The organism is Mycobacterium colombiense (assembly GCF_001672755.1).
Taxonomy (GTDB): Bacteria; Actinomycetota; Actinomycetes; order Mycobacteriales; family Mycobacteriaceae; genus Mycobacterium; species Mycobacterium colombiense_C.
Genome location: NZ_LZKI01000073.1, coordinates 134,831 through 155,964 on the forward strand (window position 1 = coordinate 134,831; position 21,134 = coordinate 155,964).

22 protein-coding genes are annotated in these 21,134 nt (G+C 66.8%); 12 read left to right on the forward strand and 10 right to left on the reverse strand.

The genetic code is table 11. The features are described 5' to 3' along the window. Positions 1-9 precede the first annotated feature (9 nt). Both A5708_RS10385 and A5708_RS10390 read left to right on the forward strand, forming a co-directional pair. The gene (locus tag A5708_RS10385) at positions 10-240 is read left to right on the forward strand and encodes a hypothetical protein (RefSeq protein WP_065028527.1); all 231 of its coding nucleotides are present in this window, start codon (positions 10-12) and stop codon (positions 238-240) included. A 135-nt stretch (positions 241-375) separates the two neighbouring features. Then, entirely contained in the window at positions 376-1,089 is a 714-nt protein-coding gene (locus tag A5708_RS10390) for a hypothetical protein (RefSeq protein WP_065028528.1), read from the forward strand. On the opposite strand, the gene A5708_RS10395 is transcribed toward A5708_RS10390, so the two are convergent. Genes A5708_RS10395 through A5708_RS10410 form a run of 4 tightly spaced genes read right to left on the reverse strand, consistent with a single transcriptional unit; the run spans position 1,075 to position 5,905 of the window. After that, complete coding sequence (locus A5708_RS10395; RefSeq protein ID WP_065028529.1) at positions 1,075-2,625, reverse strand: acetolactate synthase large subunit; 1,551 nt, start codon at positions 2,623-2,625, stop codon at positions 1,075-1,077. The genes A5708_RS10390 and A5708_RS10395 overlap by 15 nt on opposite strands. Continuing rightward, positions 2,622-3,449, reverse strand: coding sequence for an amidohydrolase family protein (locus A5708_RS10400; protein ID WP_065028530.1), 828 nt, complete (start codon positions 3,447-3,449; stop codon positions 2,622-2,624). The genes A5708_RS10395 and A5708_RS10400 overlap by 4 nt, the downstream gene beginning before the upstream one ends. A 39-nt stretch (positions 3,450-3,488) precedes the next feature. Next, positions 3,489-4,256, reverse strand: a complete 768-nt coding sequence (locus tag A5708_RS10405) for a fructosamine kinase family protein (RefSeq protein ID WP_065028531.1) — start codon at positions 4,254-4,256, stop codon at positions 3,489-3,491. After that, positions 4,253-5,905, reverse strand: coding sequence for an acyl-CoA synthetase (locus tag A5708_RS10410; protein ID WP_065028532.1), 1,653 nt, complete (start codon positions 5,903-5,905; stop codon positions 4,253-4,255). Before A5708_RS10410 ends, A5708_RS10405 begins: the two co-directional genes overlap by 4 nt. A gap of 34 nt (positions 5,906-5,939) precedes the next feature. On the opposite strand from A5708_RS10410, the gene A5708_RS10415 reads away from it, so the two are divergent. Together A5708_RS10415 and A5708_RS10420 are read left to right on the forward strand one after the other, a co-directional pair. Next, on the forward strand, positions 5,940-6,803 hold the full coding sequence (locus tag A5708_RS10415) for a crotonase/enoyl-CoA hydratase family protein (protein WP_419538319.1): 864 nt from the start codon (positions 5,940-5,942) through the stop codon (positions 6,801-6,803). A 147-nt stretch (positions 6,804-6,950) separates the two neighbouring features. Continuing rightward, positions 6,951-7,754, forward strand: coding sequence for a DUF559 domain-containing protein (locus A5708_RS10420; RefSeq protein ID WP_065028533.1), 804 nt, complete (start codon positions 6,951-6,953; stop codon positions 7,752-7,754). A 20-nt stretch (positions 7,755-7,774) separates the two neighbouring features. Here A5708_RS10420 and A5708_RS10425 read toward each other — a convergent pair whose 3' ends face one another. After that, a complete protein-coding gene (locus tag A5708_RS10425; RefSeq protein ID WP_065028534.1) occupies positions 7,775-8,998 on the reverse strand; it encodes a cytochrome P450 in 1,224 nt (407 codons plus the stop codon). Positions 8,999-9,040: 42 nt separating this feature from the next. Between A5708_RS10425 and A5708_RS10430 the strand changes: the two genes are divergently transcribed. Then, positions 9,041-9,763 (forward strand): acetoacetate decarboxylase family protein, encoded by a 723-nt coding sequence (locus A5708_RS10430; RefSeq protein ID WP_065028535.1) that lies wholly within the window; start codon positions 9,041-9,043, stop codon positions 9,761-9,763. 149 nt (positions 9,764-9,912) lie between these two features. Here the strand turns inward: A5708_RS10430 and A5708_RS10435 are convergent, their stop codons facing one another. Continuing rightward, positions 9,913-10,944: an LLM class F420-dependent oxidoreductase gene (locus A5708_RS10435; protein ID WP_065028536.1), complete on the reverse strand. Its 1,032-nt coding sequence runs from the start codon at positions 10,942-10,944 to the stop codon at positions 9,913-9,915. A gap of 66 nt (positions 10,945-11,010) precedes the next feature. Here A5708_RS10435 and A5708_RS10440 point away from each other — a divergent pair, with 66 nt between their 5' ends. The 5 genes from A5708_RS10440 to A5708_RS10460 all read left to right on the forward strand — a co-directional run bounded on the left by A5708_RS10440 (position 11,011) and on the right by A5708_RS10460 (position 15,574). Continuing rightward, entirely contained in the window at positions 11,011-12,006 is a 996-nt protein-coding gene (locus A5708_RS10440) for a Zn-ribbon domain-containing OB-fold protein (protein WP_196772593.1), read from the forward strand. Between the two features lie 15 nt (positions 12,007-12,021). After that, positions 12,022-13,086, forward strand: a complete 1,065-nt coding sequence (locus tag A5708_RS10445; RefSeq protein ID WP_065028538.1) for a thiolase domain-containing protein — start codon at positions 12,022-12,024, stop codon at positions 13,084-13,086. Then, a complete protein-coding gene (locus A5708_RS10450) occupies positions 13,086-14,285 on the forward strand; it encodes a thiolase domain-containing protein (RefSeq protein WP_065028539.1) in 1,200 nt (399 codons plus the stop codon). The genes A5708_RS10445 and A5708_RS10450 overlap by 1 nt, the downstream gene beginning before the upstream one ends. After that, the gene (locus A5708_RS10455) at positions 14,282-14,689 is read left to right on the forward strand and encodes a nuclear transport factor 2 family protein (protein WP_065028540.1); all 408 of its coding nucleotides are present in this window, start codon (positions 14,282-14,284) and stop codon (positions 14,687-14,689) included. Before A5708_RS10450 ends, A5708_RS10455 begins: the two co-directional genes overlap by 4 nt. A gap of 96 nt (positions 14,690-14,785) precedes the next feature. Then, the gene (locus A5708_RS10460; RefSeq protein WP_065028541.1) at positions 14,786-15,574 is read left to right on the forward strand and encodes an alpha/beta hydrolase; all 789 of its coding nucleotides are present in this window, start codon (positions 14,786-14,788) and stop codon (positions 15,572-15,574) included. On the opposite strand, the gene A5708_RS10465 is transcribed toward A5708_RS10460, so the two are convergent. Continuing rightward, positions 15,571-16,095, reverse strand: coding sequence for a gamma carbonic anhydrase family protein (locus A5708_RS10465; RefSeq protein WP_065028542.1), 525 nt, complete (start codon positions 16,093-16,095; stop codon positions 15,571-15,573). The two genes, A5708_RS10460 and A5708_RS10465, sit on opposite strands and share 4 nt — an antisense overlap. A gap of 115 nt (positions 16,096-16,210) precedes the next feature. On the opposite strand from A5708_RS10465, the gene A5708_RS10470 reads away from it, so the two are divergent. Together A5708_RS10470 and A5708_RS10475 are read left to right on the forward strand one after the other, a co-directional pair. Continuing rightward, entirely contained in the window at positions 16,211-17,389 is a 1,179-nt protein-coding gene (locus A5708_RS10470) for a Rieske 2Fe-2S domain-containing protein (RefSeq protein WP_065028543.1), read from the forward strand. A 5-nt stretch (positions 17,390-17,394) separates the two neighbouring features. Then, the gene (locus A5708_RS10475) at positions 17,395-17,847 is read left to right on the forward strand and encodes a hypothetical protein (RefSeq protein ID WP_065028544.1); all 453 of its coding nucleotides are present in this window, start codon (positions 17,395-17,397) and stop codon (positions 17,845-17,847) included. A 119-nt stretch (positions 17,848-17,966) separates the two neighbouring features. Here the strand turns inward: A5708_RS10475 and A5708_RS10480 are convergent, their stop codons facing one another. The 3 genes from A5708_RS10480 to A5708_RS10490 all read right to left on the reverse strand — a co-directional run bounded on the left by A5708_RS10480 (position 17,967) and on the right by A5708_RS10490 (position 21,067). Then, positions 17,967-19,055, reverse strand: coding sequence for a sulfotransferase family protein (locus A5708_RS10480; RefSeq protein WP_231117872.1), 1,089 nt, complete (start codon positions 19,053-19,055; stop codon positions 17,967-17,969). 105 nt (positions 19,056-19,160) lie between these two features. Further along, positions 19,161-19,943 (reverse strand): SDR family oxidoreductase, encoded by a 783-nt coding sequence (locus A5708_RS10485; protein ID WP_064882164.1) that lies wholly within the window; start codon positions 19,941-19,943, stop codon positions 19,161-19,163. Continuing rightward, complete coding sequence (locus A5708_RS10490) at positions 19,940-21,067, reverse strand: hypothetical protein (RefSeq protein ID WP_065028546.1); 1,128 nt, start codon at positions 21,065-21,067, stop codon at positions 19,940-19,942. The genes A5708_RS10485 and A5708_RS10490 overlap by 4 nt, the downstream gene beginning before the upstream one ends. Positions 21,068-21,134 lie beyond the last annotated feature (67 nt).

Sequence of the window (21,134 nt, forward strand, 5' to 3'; positions counted from 1 at the left end):
CAGTGGTTGATGAAAATCCGCGAAGTGATCGCCGGCTCGATCCTGGTCGGGTCGCTGGGCGTTGCCGCGCTCGGACTGGGTGCCGGTTTCGTCGCGGCGGAGCCGCCCCCGCCGCCTCCGCTGCCGCCCCCGCCGCCGCTGGTGTGGTCACCGCCGACGCCGGACCCCGAACAGTGGCAAGCTCCTCCCCCGCCGGAACAAGGGCCGCCGCTGCCGCCGCTCCCGCCACCGGCGGGCTGACGACCTGGCCCCGCACCCGCCGCAGACCGCGGGGCCGCAAATCAGAATGCCGCAACGATAAGGAGACGCGATGGTGGATGCGCAGGTCGCCCACCTCGGCGTCAACGTCGCGGACGCGGATAGGGAAATCAGCGCATGACCGCACGGCCTCTCGAACTCGCACTGGAAGCCAGCTTCGAACAGCTCTCCGCCGCGGCACCCGCGAACGTCGGCGTCGCGATCGCCCGGCCGGACAGAACGTTTTCCCTGGGCAGCTGGTGGTCGGGCGTGGCATGGTCAACCATCAAGGTGCCCTTGGCGATCGCGGCGCTGCGCAACGATTGGCTGGGCTCGCGCGAGCTGGTCGTGAAGGCCATCACCGAATCCGACAATCGCGCCTCCGAACAGTTGTGGTCGCAACTGGGCGAGCCGATGGACGCGGCGCGGCGGGTCCAGGGCGTGGTGGCCGAAGGCGGTGACACCGCGACGGTGGTCGAATCGCGGCGACTTCGCCGCGGCTTCACCGCTTTCGGCCAAACCCAGTGGAGCCTGCAGCGCCAAGCGCGATTCGCCGCGGAGCTGTCTACCATCCCCGATGCGGTGGAAGTGATCGACCTGATGCAGCGGCTGGTCGCCGGCGACCAGTGGGGGCTGGCCGCCAAAGGTCATGCCGCGAAGGGTGGTTGGGGACCGGGCGTGCATGGCGGATACCTGGTCCGCCAGTTCGGCATCGTTCCGACGCCGTCCGGCCAATGGGGTGTGGCGCTGGCTGCGGACGCGGACGACGGCGCGTTCGAAACGGGCATCGACGTGGTCAATACGATGACGGACTGGCTGCTGAGCCGGCTGCCGACCCTAGCCCGTTATTGACGGCACCACGGCGTCGATCAGGTGCGGCCCGGGTTCGGCGAAGGCGGCGCGCAGCGCATCGGCCAATTCCTCGGCGGTGGTGGCGCGGCGCGCGGGCACACCCATGCCCTCGCTAATCTTCACGAAATCCATTGTGGGGTCTGATAAATCGAGCAACGCGAGCGCTTCGGGCCCGGGCGCGGACCCGGCGCCGACGCGTTGCAGCTCAATCCGGAGGATGTCGTAGGCGCTGTTGTTGTACAGCACGGTGGTCACGTTGAGGTTCTCGCGGGCCTGGGTCCACAATCCCGAAATCGTGTACATCGCAGAGCCATCGGATTCCAGACACAGCACCGGACGGTGCGGGGCGGCCACCGCGGCGCCCACCGCGGCCGGGATGCCATAGCCGATCGCCCCGCCGGTCAGGGTCAGCCAATCGTGCGCCGGCGCGCCGGCGGTCGCCCCAGCGAGCAATACACCTGAGGTGTTCGACTCGTCGACCACGATCGCGCCTTCGGGCAACAGCGCCCCGATCACGTCGGCGGCCGACGCGGAGGTCAGCGGACCCGTCGGCAGCTGAGGACGCGATGCGGGCGCCACCGGCGCTTCGGTGCCCGGCGCCAGCTGATCGGCCAGGGCGATCAAAGCGTCTGCCGCGCCGCTGTATTCGGCGAGCACATGCACCTCGCAGCCGGCCGGTACCAGATCGCTGGGCATGCCCGGGTAGGCGAAGAACGACACCGGCGACTTGGCGCCGGCCAGCACCAGATGCTTGGCGCCGTCCAGCTGGGCCGTCGCGGCCTCGGCGAAATACGCCAGCCGGTCGACCGCGGGGACGCCGGCGCCGCGCTCCAGCCGGGTCGGGAAGGTCTCGCACAGCACGCGGGCGCCCGTGGCCGCCGCGATGCGGGTGGCCGCCGCCAGGCCGGCGTGGCGGGTGGCGTCGCCGCCCACCATGATCACCGTGGGCTCCCCGGAGCGAAGCACCTCGAGCACCTCGGGCGCCAGCAGCGGGTCGGCGCCCGTCGGTTGCGCCTCCATGTTGGAGAACAGCTGGGCGCCGTCGGACCAGGACACGTCGGCGGGCAGGATCAGCGTCGAGATCTGCGAACCCCACCGGCTGGCCGCGATGCCCTCGACGGCGTCGGCCGAGACCTGGGAGGCGTCACCGGTTCGGCGCACCCATCCCGAGACGCTGCCGGCAAGGGCGTCGATGTCGGATTCCAGTGGGGCGTCGTACTTTTTGTGATACGTGGCGTGGTCGCCGACCACCACCACCATCGGCACCCGCGCGCGACGGGCGTTGTGCAGGTTGGCCAGGCCGTTGCCGAGTCCGGGGCCCAAGTGCAGCAGGACCGCGGCCGGGCGATCGGCGATGCGGGCATAACCGTCGGCCGCGCCGGTGGCGACCCCCTCGAACAACGTCAGCACGCCGCGCATCCGCGGCACGGCGTCCAGGGCGGCGACGAAGTGCATCTCCGACGTGCCCGGGTTGGCGAAACACACGTCGACGCCACCGTCGACCAGGGTGTTGATCAGGGCCTGGGCACCGTTCACTTCATTGCCTCCAGTCGGAAAACTCGTTCGGCGTTGCCGCGCAGGAAGTCTCGGCGGGCCTCGTCCGTCAGCCCGAGTTCGTCCAGTCCCGCCAGCGCGTGCTCGTGGGTGATCATCGGATAATTGGTGCCGAACAACACTTTTCGCTGCCCGGTTCCGGTCTTCATGAACCGGACGAGTTCGTCCGGCAACCGCTTGATCGTGTACGCCGAGGTGTCGATGTAGACGTTTTCGTGCTTGCGCGCCACCGCGACCATCTCCTCGGTCCACGGGTAGCCGACGTGGCCGCAGACGATCACCAGCTCCGGGAAGTCCAGAGCCACCTGGTCGATGTAGGGAATCGGCCGGCCGGTCTCCGACGGGCGCAGTGGGCCGGTGTGGCCGACCTGGGTGCAGAACGGCACGCCGGATTCCACGCACTGGGCGAACAGCGGGTAGTAGCGACGATCGGTGGGTGGGGCGTTCCACAACCACGGCACCACCCGCAGCCCCACGAATCCCCCGTCGGCTATCCGGTGCCGCAACTCCCGGACGGCGTCCATCGGGCGGTCCAGGTCGACGGTGGCCAGGCCGGCGAGCCGGTCCGGGTGCGCGGCAATCCATTGCGCCACCTCGTCGTTGGAGACGAGGTCCGCTCCGCCCGGCCCGCGCCACGCGCTGAGCAGACCCAATTCGACGCCGGCGGCGTCCATCGCGGCCAGGGTCGCCTCGATCGGGATGTCGGTGTCGGGGATCGTCCCGCCCGTCCACCGCCGCAGGGATGCCAGCATGTCGCTGCGCAGGAACCGCGCAGTCGGATGCTGCATCCAGACATCGATCGTCATGCGATTCGACTCTAGACCGGGGGGCGCCGCGGACCGAGGTCAGATGGTCAGCGCCGCGCGGGCGCAGGCGTGCGTCTGCTGCGCGTACCCGCCGCCGAACAGCACGACGTGCGCCAGCAGCGGGAAGAGTTGGTGCAGCCCGATGCGGTCGCGCCAGCCGGGCCGTAGCGGTCGCACCGCCTGGTAGCCGGCGATCACCGCGTCGTAGTGCGGACAGCCGAACAGCGCGAGCATCGCCAGGTCGGTCTCGCGGTGGCCGGCGTGCGCGGCGGGGTCGATGAGCACCACACCGTCGGGCGTCCACATCACGTTCCCGCTCCACAGATCGCCGTGCAGCCGGGCCGGCCGCTCGTCGTCGTCGAAATCGCCCGCACGGCAACGCGCCGCCACGGAGTCGACGGCGTCGCGGATGCCGGCGTCGAGCCGGGGGGCCGCGAGTTCGGCCATCGGGGCCAGCCGTCCCTCGGCGTAGAACTCGCCCCAGTGGCGGTGCGGGCGCAGCGACATCGGCAGGGGCTGCGACAGCGGGCCGAAGAAGCCCGGGCCGTCCCAGCCTTCCGGGCCGGCCCCGAACGCGCGGGCGCCGGCGTCGTGCGTGACGGCCAGCCGGCCGCCGAACGCGCGTGCGGCCTCGGGGGTCGGACCCACCGATTCCAGTCGCCGCAGGGTCAGGCTCGTGTCGTCCACGGCGACCACCTGCGCGCACGGAGCGCCGCCTTCGACGGCCGAAAGCCATTGCAGCCCTGCGGCTTCGGCCGCGAAGAAATCGACCGGTGCGGCCGGATTACGTTTGACGAAGTCGGTCACGCAGTGGCGTGAGCGGCGTGCACGTCGTCGGCGGGGCGGGCCTCGGTCTGCTCCTTGGCCCAGCGGTAGTCGGGTTTACCCGCGGGCGAGCGCTTGACCTCGTCGACCAGCCAGAGGCTGCGCGGCACCTTGTAGCCCGCGATCTCGGAGCGCACGAAGCTGTCCAGCTCCGACAGCGCCGGTCGGGCGCCGGGCCGGGGCTGCACGACGGCGGCGACGTGCTGCCCGTACCGCGGGTCGGGCACGCCGACCACCAGGGCGTCGAAGACGTCGGGGTGGCCCTTGAGCGCGGCCTCGACCTCCTCGGGGTAGATCTTCTCGCCGCCGCTGTTGATCGACACCGAGCCGCGGCCCAGCATCGTGACGGTGCCGTCGGCCTCGACCTCGGCGAAGTCACCGGGGATGGCGTAGCGCACGCCGTTGAAGGTCTTGAACGTCTCGGCGGTCTTCTTCTCGTCCTTGTAGTAGCCGACCGGGATGTTGCCCTTCTTCGCGATGAAGCCGCGCACACCGGAGCCGGGCTTGACCTCGTTGCCCTCTTCGTCGAGGACGACGGTGCGGTGGTCGATCGTCACGCGTGGGCCACCGGCGTGCGGCGCGTCCTTGGCGACGATGCTGGTGCCACCGAATCCGGTCTCCGACGATCCGATGGAGTCGGTGATCACCCGGTTGGGCAGCAGCTCGAGGAACTTCTCCTTGATGCTCGGCGAGAACAGCGCCGCGGTGGAGGCGAGCAGGAACAGCGAGGACAGGTCGTATTCGTTGCCCTTGTCCTGGTGGGCCAGCAGTGCATCCAGCAGCGGCCGCGCCATCGCGTCGCCGGTGAAGAACAGCAGGTTCACCTTGTGGTCGTGGATGGTGCGCCAGACCTCGTCGGCGTTGAATTCCGGTGCCAGCACGGTGGTTTGGCCCGAGAAGATCGACATCCAGGTGGCCGACTGGGTGGCGCCGTGGATCATCGGCGGAATCGGGTGGCGGACCATCGGCGGGTTCTCCGCGGCGGCCTTGGCCAAGTCGTACTCGTCCTTGACGAATTCCCCTGTGGCGAAGTCGGTTCCACCGAACAGCACCCGATAGATGTCCTCGTGGCGCCACATCACGCCCTTCGGGAAGCCGGTGGTGCCGCCGGTGTAGAGCAGGTAGATGTCGTCGGCGCTGCGCTCACCGAAGTCGCGCTCGGGCGAGCTCCCCGCGATCGCGGAGTAGAACTCGACACCGCCGTAGCTGCTGAAGTCGTTGTCGCTGCCGTCCTCGACGACCAGGATCGTCTTGACGTCGGGGGTCTCGGGCAGCACGTTGGCCACCCGGTCGGAGTACTGGCGCTCGTGGACCAGCGCGACCATGTCGGAGTTCTCGAACAGGTAGCGCAGCTCGCCCTCGACATAGCGGTAGTTGATGTTCACCAGGATCGCTCCGGCCTTCACGATGCCGAGCATCGCGATGACGATCTCGATGCGGTTGCGGCAGTACAGTCCGACCTTGTCGTCCTTTTTCACCCCCTGCTCCAACAGGTAGTGAGCCAGGCGGTTGGCCTTCTCCTCTAGCTGGGCATAGGTCAACTTCTCGTCGCCGCAGATCAGGGCGACACGGTCGGGCACAGCGTCAATGGCGTGCTCTGCAAGGTCGGCAATATTCAAGGCCACGGCCACCAAATTAGAACGTGTTACATTTCGAGGCAAGCTCGTGCCCATTGTCGAGGGAAAGGCGGTAGCCGTGTCCGTGGAGAATGCCGGAACCCCAGCAAACACAGAAAACGGGGAGACCGGACCCGACGCGCTGGTCGAACAGCGTGGTCACACCCTCATCGTGACCATGAATCGGCCACACCGCCGCAACGCCTTGAGCACGGAAATGATGGAAATCATGGTCCAGGCCTGGGACCGCGTCGACAACGACGACGACATCCGCTGCTGCATCCTGACGGGCGCCGGTGGCTACTTCTGCGCTGGCATGGACCTCAAGGCGGCAACCCAGAAGCCGCCGGGTGAGTCGTTCAAGGACGGCAGCTACGACCCGTCGCGAATCGACGCGTTGCTCAAAGGTCGTCGGCTGAAAAAGCCACTGATCGCCGCCGTCGAGGGCCCGGCCATCGCCGGGGGCACCGAGATCCTGCAGGGCACTGACATCCGGGTCGCCGGCGAGAGCGCCAAATTCGGCATCTCGGAGGCCAAGTGGAGCCTGTACCCGATGGGCGGCTCGGCGGTCCGCCTGGTGCGCCAGATCCCCTACACCGTGGCCTGCGACCTGCTGCTGACCGGACGGCACATCACCGCCACCGAAGCCAAGGAGATGGGCCTGATCGGGCACGTCGTTCCCGACGGGCAGGCGCTGACCAAGGCGCTCGAGATCGCCGAGGTCATCGAGAACAACGGGCCCCTGGCCGTGCAGGCGATCCTCAAGACGATCCGTGAGACCGAGGGCATGCACGAGGAAGAGGCCTTCAAGCCCGACACCGCCAACGGCATCCCGGTGTTCCTCTCCGAGGACTCCAAGGAAGGCCCGCGGGCCTTCGCCGAGAAGCGCAAGCCCAACTTCAAAAACAAGTAACCTCCGCTCTCGAGCGCCTGCCCTCGTCGCCGATCTCAGCCGCCCTCTGCTTTCCGCCGAGCGTGAACTCAGGGCGGCTTTTCGGCCGATTTTTCACCCGGAGTTCACACTCGGCGTCTTGTCAGTCCTTCGCGCCACACTGCTCGCGTGCACGAACCCTTCATCGGCAGCGAGGCGCTCGCGGCCGGCGCCCTAACCCGGCATCAGCTGCGGAGTCGATTCGTCGCTCTGCACCCCGGCGTCTACGTCACCCCCGGCACGGAACCGACGGCCACATCACGTGCGTGCGCGGCGTGGCTGTGGTCGCGGCGCCGGGGCATCGTCGCCGGCCGCTCCGCCTCGGCGCTGCACGGAGCCAAATGGGTCGACCACCGGGCGCCGGCGCAATTGTTCTACCAACACCGCCGTCCGCCGACCGGGATCAACACATGGTCGGATTCACTGGCGCGCAACGAAGGCCGAGTGATCGGCGGCATACCCACGACATCCGCGGCGCGGACAGCTTTTGACATTGCCTGCCGCAACCCCATCGACAAGGCGGTCGCGGCCCTCGACGCGCTCGCTCGGGCAACGAAACTCGACATCGCCGAAGTCGAGTCGCTCGCTGAGCGCTACAAGGGCCATCGCAACGTTCGCCGCGCGCGCCGCGCACTACGACTCGTCGATGCGGGGGCCGAATCTCCCCGCGCAACATGGCTGCGCCTGCTGCTCATCGATGCCGGTTACCCGCGCCCGAGCATGCAGATTCCTGTTTACGGCGATTACGGAGAGCTGGTCGCCATGCTCGATATGGGCTGGGAGAACGTCAAATTAGCCGTCGAGTACGACGGGGATCACCACCGTTCTGACCGACGACAATTCAACAAAGACATTCGACGTGCGGAATCACTCGCGCAGATGGGTTGGACCAACATACGAGTTACCGCGGACGACACGGCAGGGGGCGTCTGAGACCACGGCGCAAGTCAAGATCAGCTCAGCAGCGGCGCGCTCGGGGTGAACACCACCGGCATCGCTTCCAGACCGCTGACGAAGTTCGCCGGCCGCAGCGGCAGGCTCGAATCCTCGTCGGCCAGCCGGAGATCCGGCAGCCGCTTGAGCACCCGCTCGGTCATCATCGAAAGTTCCAGGCGGGCCAGCTGATTCCCCAGGCAGAAGTGAGTACCGAAGCCGAAAGCCATGTGACTGTTGGGGTTACGCCGGATGTCGAAATTGTCCGGCTCCTCGAACACCGACTCGTCGAAGTTGCCCGACTCGAACAGCAGCATGATCTTCTCGCCCTCACGCAGTGAGGTGCCGTGGAATTCGGTGTCGGCGGTCAGGATCCGGCACATGTTCTTCACCGGCGACGTCCAGCGCAGCATCTCCTCGATGGCCCCGGGCAGCAGCGACGGGTCGCGCACCAGGGCATCCCACTGGTCGCGGTGGCGCACCAGCTGCTCGGTGCCCCCGCTCAGCGTGTGGCGGGTGGTCTCGTCGCCGCCGATGAGGATGAGCAGCGTCTCCATGACGATCTCGTCGTCGGACATCCGCTGCCCCTCCACCTCGGCGTTCACCAAAATGGAGAACAGGTCGTCGGTGGGCTCGGCTCGCCGCTTGGTGATGATGTCCATGGTGAACGCGGTATAGGCGGCGAAAGCGTTCATCACGCTCTGGGCCACCTTCGATTCCGGGTCGATGTGCGAGCTCAGCCCGCACACCAGGTCGTCGGACCACTTCAGCAGCATGCTGCGTTCGGTGGGCAGCACGCCCAGCATGTCGCCGATCACCGCCATCGGCAGCGGGGCGGCGATGTCGCGGACGAAGTCACACTCGCCGCGCTCACACACCGCGTCGATCAGGGTGTCGCACAGCTTGGCGATGGACGGCTCCTTCTCCTTCACCCGCTTACGGGTGAAGCCGGCGTTGACCAGCTTGCGCCGCACCAGGTGTGCCGGATCGTCCATGTCGATCATGTAGGGCATGCCGGGCTGATCGGGACGGATGCCGCCCGTACTGGAGAACAGTTCCGGGTTGCGCTCGGCGTCGAGGATGGCTTGATACGTGGTAGCACCGGCCAGTCCGTTGCGATCACGAAACACCGGCTGGTTGGCCCGCATCCAGCGATAGGCCTCGCGTGATGTGCGACGGCCGGAGTAGAAGTTGCCGTCGGTCAGGTCGATGTTCGAGATCGCTTCGGGGATGGTCGAAGTCATTCATAGCCTCCAAATATTGACGAGCGGATTACAGTAACCGGCATGCCTGAGTCACAACACGTAGTTGCGGGGACAGTCCTCACCATGCCGGTGCGGATACGAAAAGCGGACGTACACACCGCCATGTTCTCGGTGGATGCGCAAGCGGCACAACGCCTTATCGACTACAGCGGTCTGCAGGTCTGCCAGCCCCGCCCTGGCCGGGCGGTGGTGAACCTGATGCTGGCGCGCTACATCGACGGCGATTTGGGGCAGTACCACGAATTCGGTACGTGCGTCATGGTCAACCCGCCCGGCTCGACGGCGCGCGGCTGGCGGGCCCTGGGTGATGCGGCCGCGTTCATCCACCATCTGCCCGTCGACCAGAGCTTCACCCTGGAGGCCGGACGCTCGATCTGGGGATTCCCGAAGATCATGGCGGACTTCACCGTTCGCGAGCACGGCCGGTTCGGATTCGACGTCAGCGCCGACGGCGCCCACATCGCCGGCATCGACTTCGCCCGCGGAGTGCCGGTGCCCTCGAGGTTCACGTCGCGCCCGCAGGTGCTCAAGACCTACACCTACGCCGACGGCACCACCCGGGAAGTGCCCTGGGAGATGCGGGTGCGCGGGCTGCGCGGTCGGCTCGGCGGGGCGAAGTTGCGACTGGGCGATCACGCCTACGCCGAGGAGCTGGCGTCGCTGGGCCTGCCAAAGCGGGCGATGGTCTCTGGATCTGTCGGCCACGTCGAGATGACATTCGGCGACGCCCACCCGCTCGGCTGACCGGCCGGGCCGGAGTCGATTGCCCGGCTCCTCCGCATCGCGCTGCGCGCTCTGCATCGTCGTCGGGCGTGCCATCCGGACAATCTAGAACGCGTTCTAAGTCCCTGGCAAGAAAATTAGAACGTGTTCTAGTTTGTCGTGGGCAAGGGTCAGATCAGGGTCGCCAGCTCGCGGACCTGCTCTGTACTACGGCCGGATACCACCATCATGGTGACGCCGGCGGCCTCCCAGGCCTTGATCTGCTTACGCACGTAGTCGAGGTCGCCGACGATCGCGGCGTCGTCGATCACCTCGTCGGGGATGATTTCCGCCGCCTTGTCCTTCTGGTTGCTGCGGAACAGTTTCGTCACGTCGTCGACCACTTCGGAGTAGCCCATCCGGCGGTAGACGTCGGCGTGGAAGTTGGTGTCCTCCGCACCCATCCCACCCATGTAGAGCGCGATGTAGGGCTTCATGGCCGCGAAGGCCGCGCTGCGGTCCTCGGTGATGACGATGTTGGCCGTCGCGCAGATCTCGAAGTTCTCGCGGCTGCGGCGCGCGCCCGGGCGGGCGAATCCCTCGTCCAGCCATTCGTTGTAGGTGTCGGCCATGCGTGGCGTGTAGAAGATCGGCAGCCAGCCGTCGCAGATCTCGGCGGCCAGCGCGACGTTCTTCGGTCCCTCGGCGCCCAGCATGATGGGGATGTCGGCCCGCAGCGGATGGGTGATGGGCTTGAGCGGCTTGCCCAGACCCGTTGCGCGCTCGCCGGTCAGCGGCAGCGGGTAGTGCGGCCCGGCGCTGGCCACCGGGGCCTCGCGCGCCCACACCTGCCGGATGATGTCGATGTATTCACGGGTGCGGGCCAGCGGCTTGGGGAACGACTGGCCGTACCAGCCCTCGACCACTTGCGGGCCGGAGACGCCGAGGCCGAGGACGTGCCGCCCGCCGGACAGGTGGTCGAGCGTCAGGGCCGCCATGGCGCAGGCCGTCGGGGTGCGGGCGGACAGCTGGACCACCGAGGTGCCCAGCCGCACCCGCGACGTCGACGAACCCAGCCAGGCCAGCGGTGTGTAGGCGTCCGAACCCCAGGCCTCGGCGGTGAAAACGGCGTCGTATCCGGCATCCTCGGCCGCGGCGACGAGCTCGCCATGGTTTTGCGGCGGCTGAGCGCCCCAATATCCCAGCTGCAATCCCAGCTTCATCGTCTTCGCCCTTCCTTCGCGGACCCGATGTTGAATCCGTTCTTAGAACCTGTTCTACTCGATGGCGTGACAGCCAGCTCGAGTAGCCCGCCCCTGATGGATCACCCTGAGCCACCGCTCGCCGCGCCACTGACGTTGTCCTTCGACTACACCCGTTCGGTCGGCCCCACGCTGAGCAAGTTCTTCACCGCGCTGCGTGACCGCCACGTCCTGGGTGTGCGCGGATCGGATGGCCGGGTGCACGTGCCGCCGGCGGAATATGACCCGGTCACCTATGAGCCGCTGGGCGAGATGGTACCGGTGTCCAGTGTCGGCACCGTGGTCTCGTGGACCTGGCAGCCCGAGCCGATCGAGGGCCAGCCGCTGGACCGACCGTTTGCCTGGGCGCTGGTCAAGCTCGACGGCGCTGACACCCCGCTGATCCACGCGGTGGACGCGGGCGAGCCGAACGCCATCAAGACCGGCACCCGGGTGCACGTGCACTGGGTGGACGAGCCGGTAGGCGCCATCACCGACATCGCCTATTTCGCGCTCGGCGACGAAGCCGAAACGGTGACCGAGCAGTCGGACGGCGACAAAGACCCGGTGACCATGATCGTCACGCCCGTGTCGCTGACCATCCAGCACAGCGCCTCGCACGAGGAGAGCGCCTACCTGCGGGCCATCGCGCAGGGCAAGCTGCTCGGCGCGAAGACGGGCGAGAACGGCAAGGTCTATTTCCCGCCGCATGGCGCCGACCCGGCCACCGGTCAACCGACGACCGAGTTCGTGGAGCTGCCGGACAAGGGCACCGTCACGACGTTCGCGATCATCAACATCCCGTTCCAGGGCCAGCGCATCAAGCCGCCCTACGTCGCGGCCTACGTCCTGCTCGACGGGTCCGACATCCCGTTCCTGCATTTGGTCGCCGACATCGACGCCCACGAGGTCCGGATGGGCATGCGCGTCGAGGCGGTATGGAAACCCCGCGAGGAGTGGGGATTCGGCATCGACAACATCGAGTACTTCCGGCCGACCGGGGAACCCGACGCCGACTACGACACCTACAAGCACCACCTGTAAAGGGCCTACCTGCACATGAGCGCTCGCAACGTTGCGGTCGTCGGCTTTGCCCACGCCCCACACGTCCGCCGCACCGACGGCACCACCAACGGTGTCGAGATGTTGATCCCGTGCTTCGCCCAGCTGTACGAGGAGCTGGGCATCAGCAGGACCGACATCGGCTTCTGGTGTTCCGGATCATCCGATTACCTTGCCGGACGGGCATTTTCGTTCATCTCGGCGATCGACTCGATCGGTGCCGTCCCGCCGATCAACGAGTCACACGTCGAAATGGACGCAGCCTGGGCACTTTACGAGGCCTACATCAAGATCCTGACCGGCGAGGTCGACACCGCGCTGGTGTACGGCTTCGGTAAGTCGTCGGCCGGCATCCTGCGTCAGATCCTGTCGCGGCAGACCGACCCCTACACCGTCGCGCCGTTGTGGCCCGATTCGATCTCGATGGCCGGGCTGCAGGCGCGCATCGGGCTCGATACCGGCAAGTGGACCCAGGAGCAGATGGCCCGCGTGGCCTTCGACTCCTTCGGCAACGCGCGCCGGGTCGACAATGTGGAGGGATCCATCAGCGTGGCCGAATTGCTCGAGCGGCCGTTCTTCGCCGACCCGCTGCGCCGGCACGACATCGCTCCGGTCACCGACGGCGCCGCGGCCATCGTGCTCGCGGCCGGCGACCGGGCGCGCGAGTTGCGCGAAAACCCGGCGTGGATCACCGGAATCGAGCACCGCATCGAGACCCCGTCGCTGGGCGCACGGGATCTCACCGAATCCCCGTCGACCAAGGCCGCGGCGCACGTGGCCACCGGCGGGCGGACCGACAACCTCGATGTGGCCGAGATCTGCGCGCCCTTCACCCACCAGCACCTGATCATCGCGGAAGCCATCCGGATACCGGGACCGACCAAGGTCAATCCGTCCGGCGGCGCGCTGGCGGCCAATCCCATGTTCGTCGCCGGTCTCGAGCGTATCGGCTTTGCGGCACAACACATCTGGGACGGATCGGCTGAGCGGGTGCTGGCGCACGCCACCAGCGGGCCCGCGCTACAACAGAACCTGGTCGCGGTGATGGAAGGAAAGAACTGATGGCCGGTGCAGGGCCAAACGTTGCTGCGGTACTAGGTACCGGACAAACGAAGTACGTCGCCAAACGCCAAGACGTTTCGATGAACGGCCTGGTGCGCGAGGCGATCGACCGGGCGCTGGCCGACTCCGGCAGCACCTTCGACGACATCGACGCCGTCGTGGTCGGCAAGGCGCCGGACTTCTTCGAGGGCGTCATGATGCCCGAGCTGTTCATGGCCGACGCCATGGGCGCCACGGGCAAGCCGCTGATCCGGGTGCACACCGCGGGATCGGTCGGCGGGTCCACCGGGGTGGTGGCCGCCAGCCTGGTGCAGTCCGGCAAGTACCGGCGCGTGCTCGCGATGGCGTGGGAGAAGCAGTCGGAATCGAATGCCATGTGGGCGTTGTCGATTCCGATCCCGTTCATCAAGCCGGTGGGTGCCGGCGCGGGCGGGTACTTCGCCCCGCACGTGCGCTCATACATCCGCCGGTCCGGCGCGCCGACGAACATCGGTGCCATTGTCGCGGTCAAGGATCGGCTCAATGGCAGCAAGAACCCGCTGGCGCACCTGCACCAGCCCGACATCACCGTCGAGAAGGTGATGTCGTCGCCGATGCTGTGGGACCCGATCCGCTACGACGAAACCTGCCCGTCGTCCGACGGTGCCGCCGCCGTCGTGATCGGCAACGAGGAGGCCGCCGAAGCCCGTCTGGCGCAAGGACATCCGGTGGCGTGGATCCACGCCACCGCGCTGCGCACCGAGCCGCTGCAGTTCTCCGGGCGCGACCAGGTCAGCCCGCAGGCCGGCCGTGACGCTGCCGCGGCGCTGTGGGCGGCCGCCGGCATCGAGAGCCCGATCGACGAGATCGACGCTGCGGAGATCTACGTGCCGTTCTCTTGGTTCGAGCCGATGTGGTTGGAAAACCTCGGGTTTGCCGCCGAGGGCGAAGGCTGGAAACTCACCGAAGCCGGCGAAACCAAGATCGGCGGCCGGCTGCCGGTGAACCCGTCGGGCGGCGTGCTGTCGTCGAACCCGATCGGCGCTTCCGGCCTGATTCGCTTCGCCGAAGCGGCCATTCAGGTGATGGGCAAGGGTGGCGACCACCAGGTGCCCAACGCGCGAAAGGCTTTGGGACACGCCTATGGCGGTGGCTCGCAGTACTACTCGATGTGGGTGGTGGGCGCCGACAAGCCCGCGGCCCAAAAGGTCGATGCGTGAGCGAGCATCTCGCGCATGAGGCCGGCCGCCGCTCCCGAGAGGCGGTGGCGGCCCGGGACAAGGGCGCCTGGCTGGCGGTGTTCGCCGACGACGCCATCGTCGAGGATCCGATCGGACCTTCGGTCTTCGACCCCGAAGGCCTGGGGCACCGCGGCCGCGACGCGATCTCGGCGTTCTGGGACAAGGCCATCGCCCCCACCACGAAGATCGAGTTCTTCTTCCGCGACACGTATCAGTGCGGCAACGAGGAAGCCAACGTGGGGCACATCCTCATCACGACGGGTGAGTACCAGACAACCGCCGAGGGTGTCTTCACCTACCGAGTGAACGCCGAGGGCAAGATGGTGGCCCTGCGCGCCTACTGGGAGATGGAGCGCGCGGCGGCCAACACGCGCAAGGTCTAGAGCGGTTCCAGCCCGCCGTGAAACCCACGGCGCGACACGCCGGTTGAACATCGCAGATTTCACATTCGGCGGGACATCGGTGTCAGGCTGATGCCCATGTCCGACAAGCACGTCGTGCTCGTTCACGGCTCGTGGAGCCGCGGGCAGCAGTGGGTTCCCGCCCGGGCCGCTTTTGAGGAACGCGGCTTCACCGTGCACACCCCGACTCTGCGGCATCACGAACTGCCTCTGCGCGAAGGCGCGGCCAAAATTGCGTCGTTGAGTATCCGTGATTACGCGGACGATCTCGTCGCCCTGGTCGCCGCGCTGGACTCCCCGCCGCTCCTGGTCGGACATTCGTTGGGCGGTCTGTTGGTCCAACTGGTCGCCGCCCGCACGGCGCACGTCGGCTTGATCGCCGCATGTCCGTCGTCAGTGGGCCCGTCGGGGCTCAACCCGACGACTCTTGGGATCGCTCTGCCGCATGCTTTCAAGGCGAAAGCATGGGCCAAGCCGGTTTATCCACCGACCTGGCAACGGTTTCGGCGAGGAGTCGCGGGCAGGCAGACCGAGGAGGTCGCGCGTACAGCGTTCGACGATCTGGTCTGCGAATCCGGACGGGTGCTGTTCTTCGAACTGGCTATGCCGCGGCTGGACCGGGCCGAGGCCGCGAAAGTGGACCGCAACGCCGTTCCGGGACCAGTGCTCGTGATCGCGGGCGGGCAAGACCGTATTGTGCCCCCGCGGCTCGCGCGCCGGACCGCTGCCCGGTTTACAAACGCGAGTTATGCCGAAATTCCCGGTTCGGATCACATGGTTTTCAATGGTGCGGCATTACCCGTCACCATGCACTACATCGATGATTGGATCGCGCAAAACATCCGCCTGACCGGTGATCCGCTCTAGAGCGGTTCCAGCCCGGCCAGATGCCGCAGGGCGAGGTCGCGGTAGGCCTGCGGGTTCACCTTCACCCACATTTCGGCGCCCGTCCCGGCGACCGGTCCCCTGATCTGCGCCGGTGCGCCGACGGCCAGCATCCCGGGCGGGATTTGGGTGCCTGCCGTCACCAGTGAGTGCGCGGCGATCAGGCTGCGTGCGCCGATCACCGCACCGTCCAGAACGGTGGCGTGGTTGGCGATCAGTGCCTCCTGCCCGACGTGAACCCCGTGAATGACGCACAGATGCGCGATTGTCGCGCCGGGACCGATGTCGACCGGGATACCGGGAGGCGCGTGCAGAACCGACCCGTCTTGGACGTTGGCACCCTCGCGCACCACGATGGGCCCGTAGTCGCCGCGCAATACGGCGTTGAACCAAACCGAGGCCCCCGCCTCCACCACGACGTCGCCGATCAGCGTGGCCGTCGGGGCCACGAAAGCGGTGGGATCGACCCGTGGCGCGCGGCCCTCGAACGCAAACATCGGCATCGTTTAGATATACCCCAGCGCGCATATGTAGTGGCCAGGCTCGCCGTCGTTGCGCGGCCCCGCCGCAAAACTGTAACGTGTTCTAGTTAGAGGCCCAGTGACTTGGAGGTGACAGGTGAGTACCGACACCAAGGCGGTCGGCATCCGGGAAATCGATCCCGGCGACTTGCCGACCAGATACGCCCGCGGCTGGCACTGCCTGGGTGTTGCGAAGGACTTCCAGGACGGTAAGCCGCACTCGATTGAGGCGTTCGGCACCAAGCTGGTGGTGTTCGCCGACTCGCACGGGGACATCAAGGTCCTCGACGGGTACTGCCGCCACATGGGCGGGGACCTCTCGGAGGGCACCATCAAGGGCGACGAGGTCGCCTGCCCGTTCCACGACTGGCGCTGGGGCGGCGACGGCCGGTGCAAGCTGGTCCCCTATGCCAAGCGCACACCCAAGACGGCGCGGACCCGGTCGTGGACGACCGACGTGCGCGGTGGCCTGCTGTTCGTGTGGCACGACCACGAGAACAACCCGCCGGACCCCGCCGTCCGCATTCCGGACATCCCGGAATCCCACAGCGACGAGTGGACCGAGTGGCGCTGGAACAGCATCCTCATCGAGGGATCCAACTGCCGCGACATCATCGACAACGTCACCGACATGGCGCACTTCTTCTACATCCATTTCGGGTTGCCGACGTACTTCAAGAACGTCTTCGAGGGCCACATCGCGTCGCAGTACCTGCACAACGTGGGCCGGCCCGACGTCAACGACCTCGGCACGTCGTACGGTGAGGCGCACCTGGATTCGGAGGCGTCCTACTTCGGGCCGTCGTTCATGATCAACTGGCTGCACAACAGCTACGGCGGCTACAAAGCCGAGTCGATCCTGATCAACTGCCACTACCCGGTGACCCAGAACTCGTTCGTGCTGCAGTGGGGCGTCATCGTCGAAAAGCCCAAGGGCATGGACGAAAAGATGACCGACAAGCTGTCGAAGGTGTTCACCGAGGGCGTCAGCAAGGGCTTCCTGCAAGACGTCGAGATCTGGAGGCACAAGACCCGCATCGACAATCCGCTGTTGGTCGAGGAGGATGGTGCGGTTTACCAGCTGCGCCGGTGGTACCAGCAGTTCTACGTCGACGTCGCCGACATCGAACCGGAAATGGTGGAGCGCTTCGAGATCGAGGTGGACACCACCCGCGCCAACGAGTACTGGAATGCCGAGGTCGAGCAGAACCTCAAGGCCAAGGACTCCGAGGCCGACGAGGCGGTCACCGACGACGTGCCGGCCGAACAACACTAGGAATCATGGGCGACGATCAGCCGGCGGTACCTGACGTCGATCAGCTTGCGCGGTCGATGTTGTTGCTGCACGGCGATCATCACGACCACGACGAGCATCCGGCAGCCCCCGAGCGCAAGGGCGGAACCTGGTCGAAGTCACGGGATTTCGCCAACGATCCACAACGCGCGGCGGCGGTTTCCGAAGCCAGTCGCGCCGACCGCGAGCGATACCTGAACTCGGGTCTGCTGCCGGTGGACTGCCGGTTCTGCCACGTGCGGGTCACCGTCCGCAGGCTCGGGCCGGGACACACCGCGGTGCAGTGGAACACCGAAGCGTGGCAACGCTGCGCGCACTTCACCGAGGTGCGCGAGTCCGGGGGCGACACCGCGCGCACGAGGTCGTGCCCGAAACTCGGTGACAGCATTGAACATGCGGTCGCCGAGGGTTATCTCGACGACGAGCCGGACGACGACTGAGCGAACGTCGCCCGTGTTCGAGCGACAACTCGGGGCGCCCCAGCGATTCGTGAATCTTGTCGCTCAGAGGGGGCAAAAGGTACACCCTCCGACTCAGAAACCCTTGTGGCGCTCGTGACTCAGAGGTGCGCGAACCGCTCCTTGACCGTCTCGGTGCTGAGGCCGTAGTCGGCCAGCGAGTAGGTGTGCTTGGGCGCCCGCGCGCCGGACTGGCTGTCGGCGTGGGTCTTCTCCATGGCTGCCCTGGCCTCTTCGGTCAACGTCAAATCGAAGTGCCGGTAGATGTCGGCCACCGTGCCCATCGGGTCGGCGATCAACTCCTTGTAGTTCACGTCGTAGAACTGCGACGGGCTGTATTTGGCCCGCGCGGTGTTGAACCGCTCCAGCCCGCGGGACCAGGTTTCCATTGCGTCAGAGCCGATTTGGGCGCCGGTGAACGACGTCGACCACCCCTCGGCGGTGTGCTGCGCCAGCGAGCACATCGAGGCCATGATGGTTTCGACCGGACGATGGGTCTGGATCACCAACGCGTCGGGATAGGTCGCCATCAACGCGTCCAACGCGAACAGGTGGCTGGGATTCTTCAGCACCCACCGCTTGTCGGCCTCGTTGAGGCCGATCAGCTGAAGGTTGCGGCGGTGCCGCTGATACGACGGGGTCCAGTCCTGCTGGGACAGCCACCGCGAGTAGGTGGGCAGGTGCGCCAGCGTCTCGTAGGACGCCGAGTGCAGCGACTGCCGCAGCAGCTGCCAGCACTCCTCCAGCTCGTACGCGGCCATGAAATGCAGGCCCGTGTAGTCCGGGTTTTCGGCATGATGCTTCTCGAACTGTGCGTTCAGTTGGCTGTAAAACGGGTTGGATTCCCAGGTTTCGCGGGGCGGGCGCGGTTGCGGAAATTCGGCCAACCACAGATGCAGGCCCTGGTGCGCGGGATCGGCCCCGAGCAGCCGATGCAACGCGGTGGTGCCGGTGCGCACCAGCCCGGTGACGAAAATCGGCCGCTCGATGGCGACGTCCGCGTGCTGCGGGTATTGCTTCCAGGCGGCCTCGGACAGCAACCGCGCCACCAGCGCACCGCGCAGGAAGAACCGATTCATCTTGCTGCCCAACGGCGTCAAGTCGGCGTCGCGCCGGTAGGAGTCCAGCAGCACTTCCAGCGCTTCGAGGTAGTTGTCGTCGTTGCTACCGAAATCGTCCAGCCCGATCATCTTGCTGGCCGACGCTTTCAGGTCGTCAACGGTGCCGACATCGGTGCGCTCAGGCACTATTACGCCACCTCCTCATCGCTTCGCTCTGCATCGTCGGCGTCGGCATCAGGTGTGATACTCCCCGCAATTGACGTCCAGGGTCTGCCCGGTGATGCCGCTGGACAGGTCGCTGGCCATGAATAGGATCGCCGAGGCCACCTCGTCCTCGGTCGGCAGCCGCTTCAGGTCGGAGTCGGCCGCGGTGGCCTGGTAGATCTGCTCGGCCGTGGTGCCGTACTTGCCGGCCTGGTGGTTGAAGTAGCCCTGCAGTGTCTCGCCCCAGATATAGCCGGGTGCAACAGAATTGACCCGGATCCCCTGCTCGCCCAGCTCGGTGGCCAGCGAATGCGACATGGACAGCAGCGCGGACTTGGCCATCTTGTAGGCGCCGTACTTCGCCTGCGAGTGCCGCAGCACCATAGAGTTGACGTTGACGATCGAGCCCTTCGACTCGGCCAGCGCCGGCGTGAACCCTTGGATGAGGCGCAGTGCGCCGAGCGCGCTGAGTTCGATCGCGTCACGGATATGCTGAAAGCTGGTGCCCGAGAATGGCTTCAGCGACGGCACCCGGAACGCGTTGTTGATCAGCACGTCGACCTTGCCATAGGCCTCCAACGTGGCGTCGACCAGGTTGCTCACCTGGTCGTCCTCGGTGATGTCGGTGCGCACCGTTGTCGCACGGCCGCCGAGGTCGGCGATCTGTTTGGCGACGTCGTCCAGGCGTTCCGGCGTGCGGGCCGCCAGCACCAGGTCGGCGCCTTCGCGCGTGCACCGGTGCGCCAGCGTCGTGCCCAGACCCGGGCCCACGCCGCTGATCACCACTACCTTGCCGTCCAGCAACTTCGTCATCCCAACATCCTCGCCTGAATCTGTTGATGGCGCAGCGTAATTCGGGCGCGCCAGTCGTCCTCTGAAATCTTGTTGTGGTCGAAGTACGGCAACGCGGCCGGAACCTTGTCGATGTCGACCACCTCGACGGTCGGACCGTCGGCGTCGGTGAGTTCACGCGACACCCGCTGCCAGCGGAACTGCAGGAAGCCACGCCCGTGGCCGACCGTCTCGGCCCAGTTCGTCACTCCCGGGTTCTGCTCGGCGACGACGATGCGGACCTTGCCGTCCGGATCAACCTGCGCCTGAGTGTTGTTCAGCGAGGTCTGGTGGTTGATGTAGTCCAGCGAGATGTACCAGAGGCTGCCCAGCTGGAAGCCGAGGTAGGGCGCGTCGGAGGCCGGGATGGTGATGACCATCGCCTGATCGGGTCGCAGGTCGAAATGGCCGACCGACGAGTACTGCGTGGCCAGCCCGCCCGGCGTCAGCCGCGGCGGCACCATGGTGTTCACCGGCAGGTCGAGATAAAACCATTGCGGGAATTGCAGCCAGGTCTTCACCCGCTGGACAAGCTGCTTTCCCGCTGTGGCATAACGCTTTTCGATAAGCTCGCGGGTCAACGGCGGCGGTGCGGTGCCCGCCGTGTCAAGGCGGGAGATGGCCAGCGTGCCGCGCTGCGCCGCCCAGTCGCCGTACACCTCGCGGATCACCAGTTGCCCGGGACTCGTCGGCCGCACCCGCCACTCGAAGCTGCCGTCGGGCGCGATCTCGAGCTCGCGGTCGTCGAACGCGGCCTGACTGACGGGCACGAAGTCGTCCGTGTACTCGCCGCCGAGTAGCTGAAAACTCAGGTCGGTGGTGGTCCCGCGCCGGCCGGTGACCACGTAGTCGTGGTTCGCGTGCACCCGCGTACCGAAGTAGAGGGTGTCGGGATTGTCCAGGCCCATCTTGGTGAACGGCCCGGTGCCCGACTGCAGGAAGGGATGGTCGCGGTCGTAGTCCACGGCCAGATGGATGCAGCCCGAGATACAGCCGGCTAGATACTGCAACCCTTCAAGCAGGTCGGCTTCGGTCTCGATGAACGGTGCATCGGCCACCAACTGCTCGGCCTCTGCGATCGCAGCGGTGAGGGAATCAGAGAACACGCCTAGACGCTAGAACGTGTTCTACTTTTTCGTCAATGGCGAACGTTCCCGCGCGTCGGCCGCAGCG

Bases quoted from the DNA above. Each gene is read 5' to 3' on its own strand.
- A5708_RS10485 (WP_064882164.1), bottom strand. From the start codon at position 19,943: ATGACGAAGTTGCTGGACGGCAAGGTAGTGGTGATCAGCGGCGTGGGC.
- A5708_RS10450 (WP_065028539.1), top strand. From the start codon at position 13,086: ATGGCCGGTGCAGGGCCAAACGTTGCTGCGGTACTAGGTACCGGACAA.
- A5708_RS10425 (WP_065028534.1), bottom strand. From the start codon at position 8,998: ATGACTTCGACCATCCCCGAAGCGATCTCGAACATCGACCTGACCGAC.
- A5708_RS10480 (WP_231117872.1), bottom strand. From the start codon at position 19,055: ATGATCGGGCTGGACGATTTCGGTAGCAACGACGACAACTACCTCGAA.
- A5708_RS10390 (WP_065028528.1), top strand. From the start codon at position 376: ATGACCGCACGGCCTCTCGAACTCGCACTGGAAGCCAGCTTCGAACAG.
- A5708_RS10465 (WP_065028542.1), bottom strand. From the start codon at position 16,095: ATGCCGATGTTTGCGTTCGAGGGCCGCGCGCCACGGGTCGATCCCACC.
- A5708_RS10435 (WP_065028536.1), bottom strand. From the start codon at position 10,944: ATGAAGCTGGGATTGCAGCTGGGATATTGGGGCGCTCAGCCGCCGCAA.
- A5708_RS10430 (WP_065028535.1), top strand. From the start codon at position 9,041: ATGCCTGAGTCACAACACGTAGTTGCGGGGACAGTCCTCACCATGCCG.
- A5708_RS10385 (WP_065028527.1), top strand. From the start codon at position 10: ATGAAAATCCGCGAAGTGATCGCCGGCTCGATCCTGGTCGGGTCGCTG.
- A5708_RS10475 (WP_065028544.1), top strand. From the start codon at position 17,395: ATGGGCGACGATCAGCCGGCGGTACCTGACGTCGATCAGCTTGCGCGG.
- A5708_RS10460 (WP_065028541.1), top strand. From the start codon at position 14,786: ATGTCCGACAAGCACGTCGTGCTCGTTCACGGCTCGTGGAGCCGCGGG.
- A5708_RS10400 (WP_065028530.1), bottom strand. From the start codon at position 3,449: ATGACGATCGATGTCTGGATGCAGCATCCGACTGCGCGGTTCCTGCGC.
- A5708_RS10445 (WP_065028538.1), top strand. From the start codon at position 12,022: ATGAGCGCTCGCAACGTTGCGGTCGTCGGCTTTGCCCACGCCCCACAC.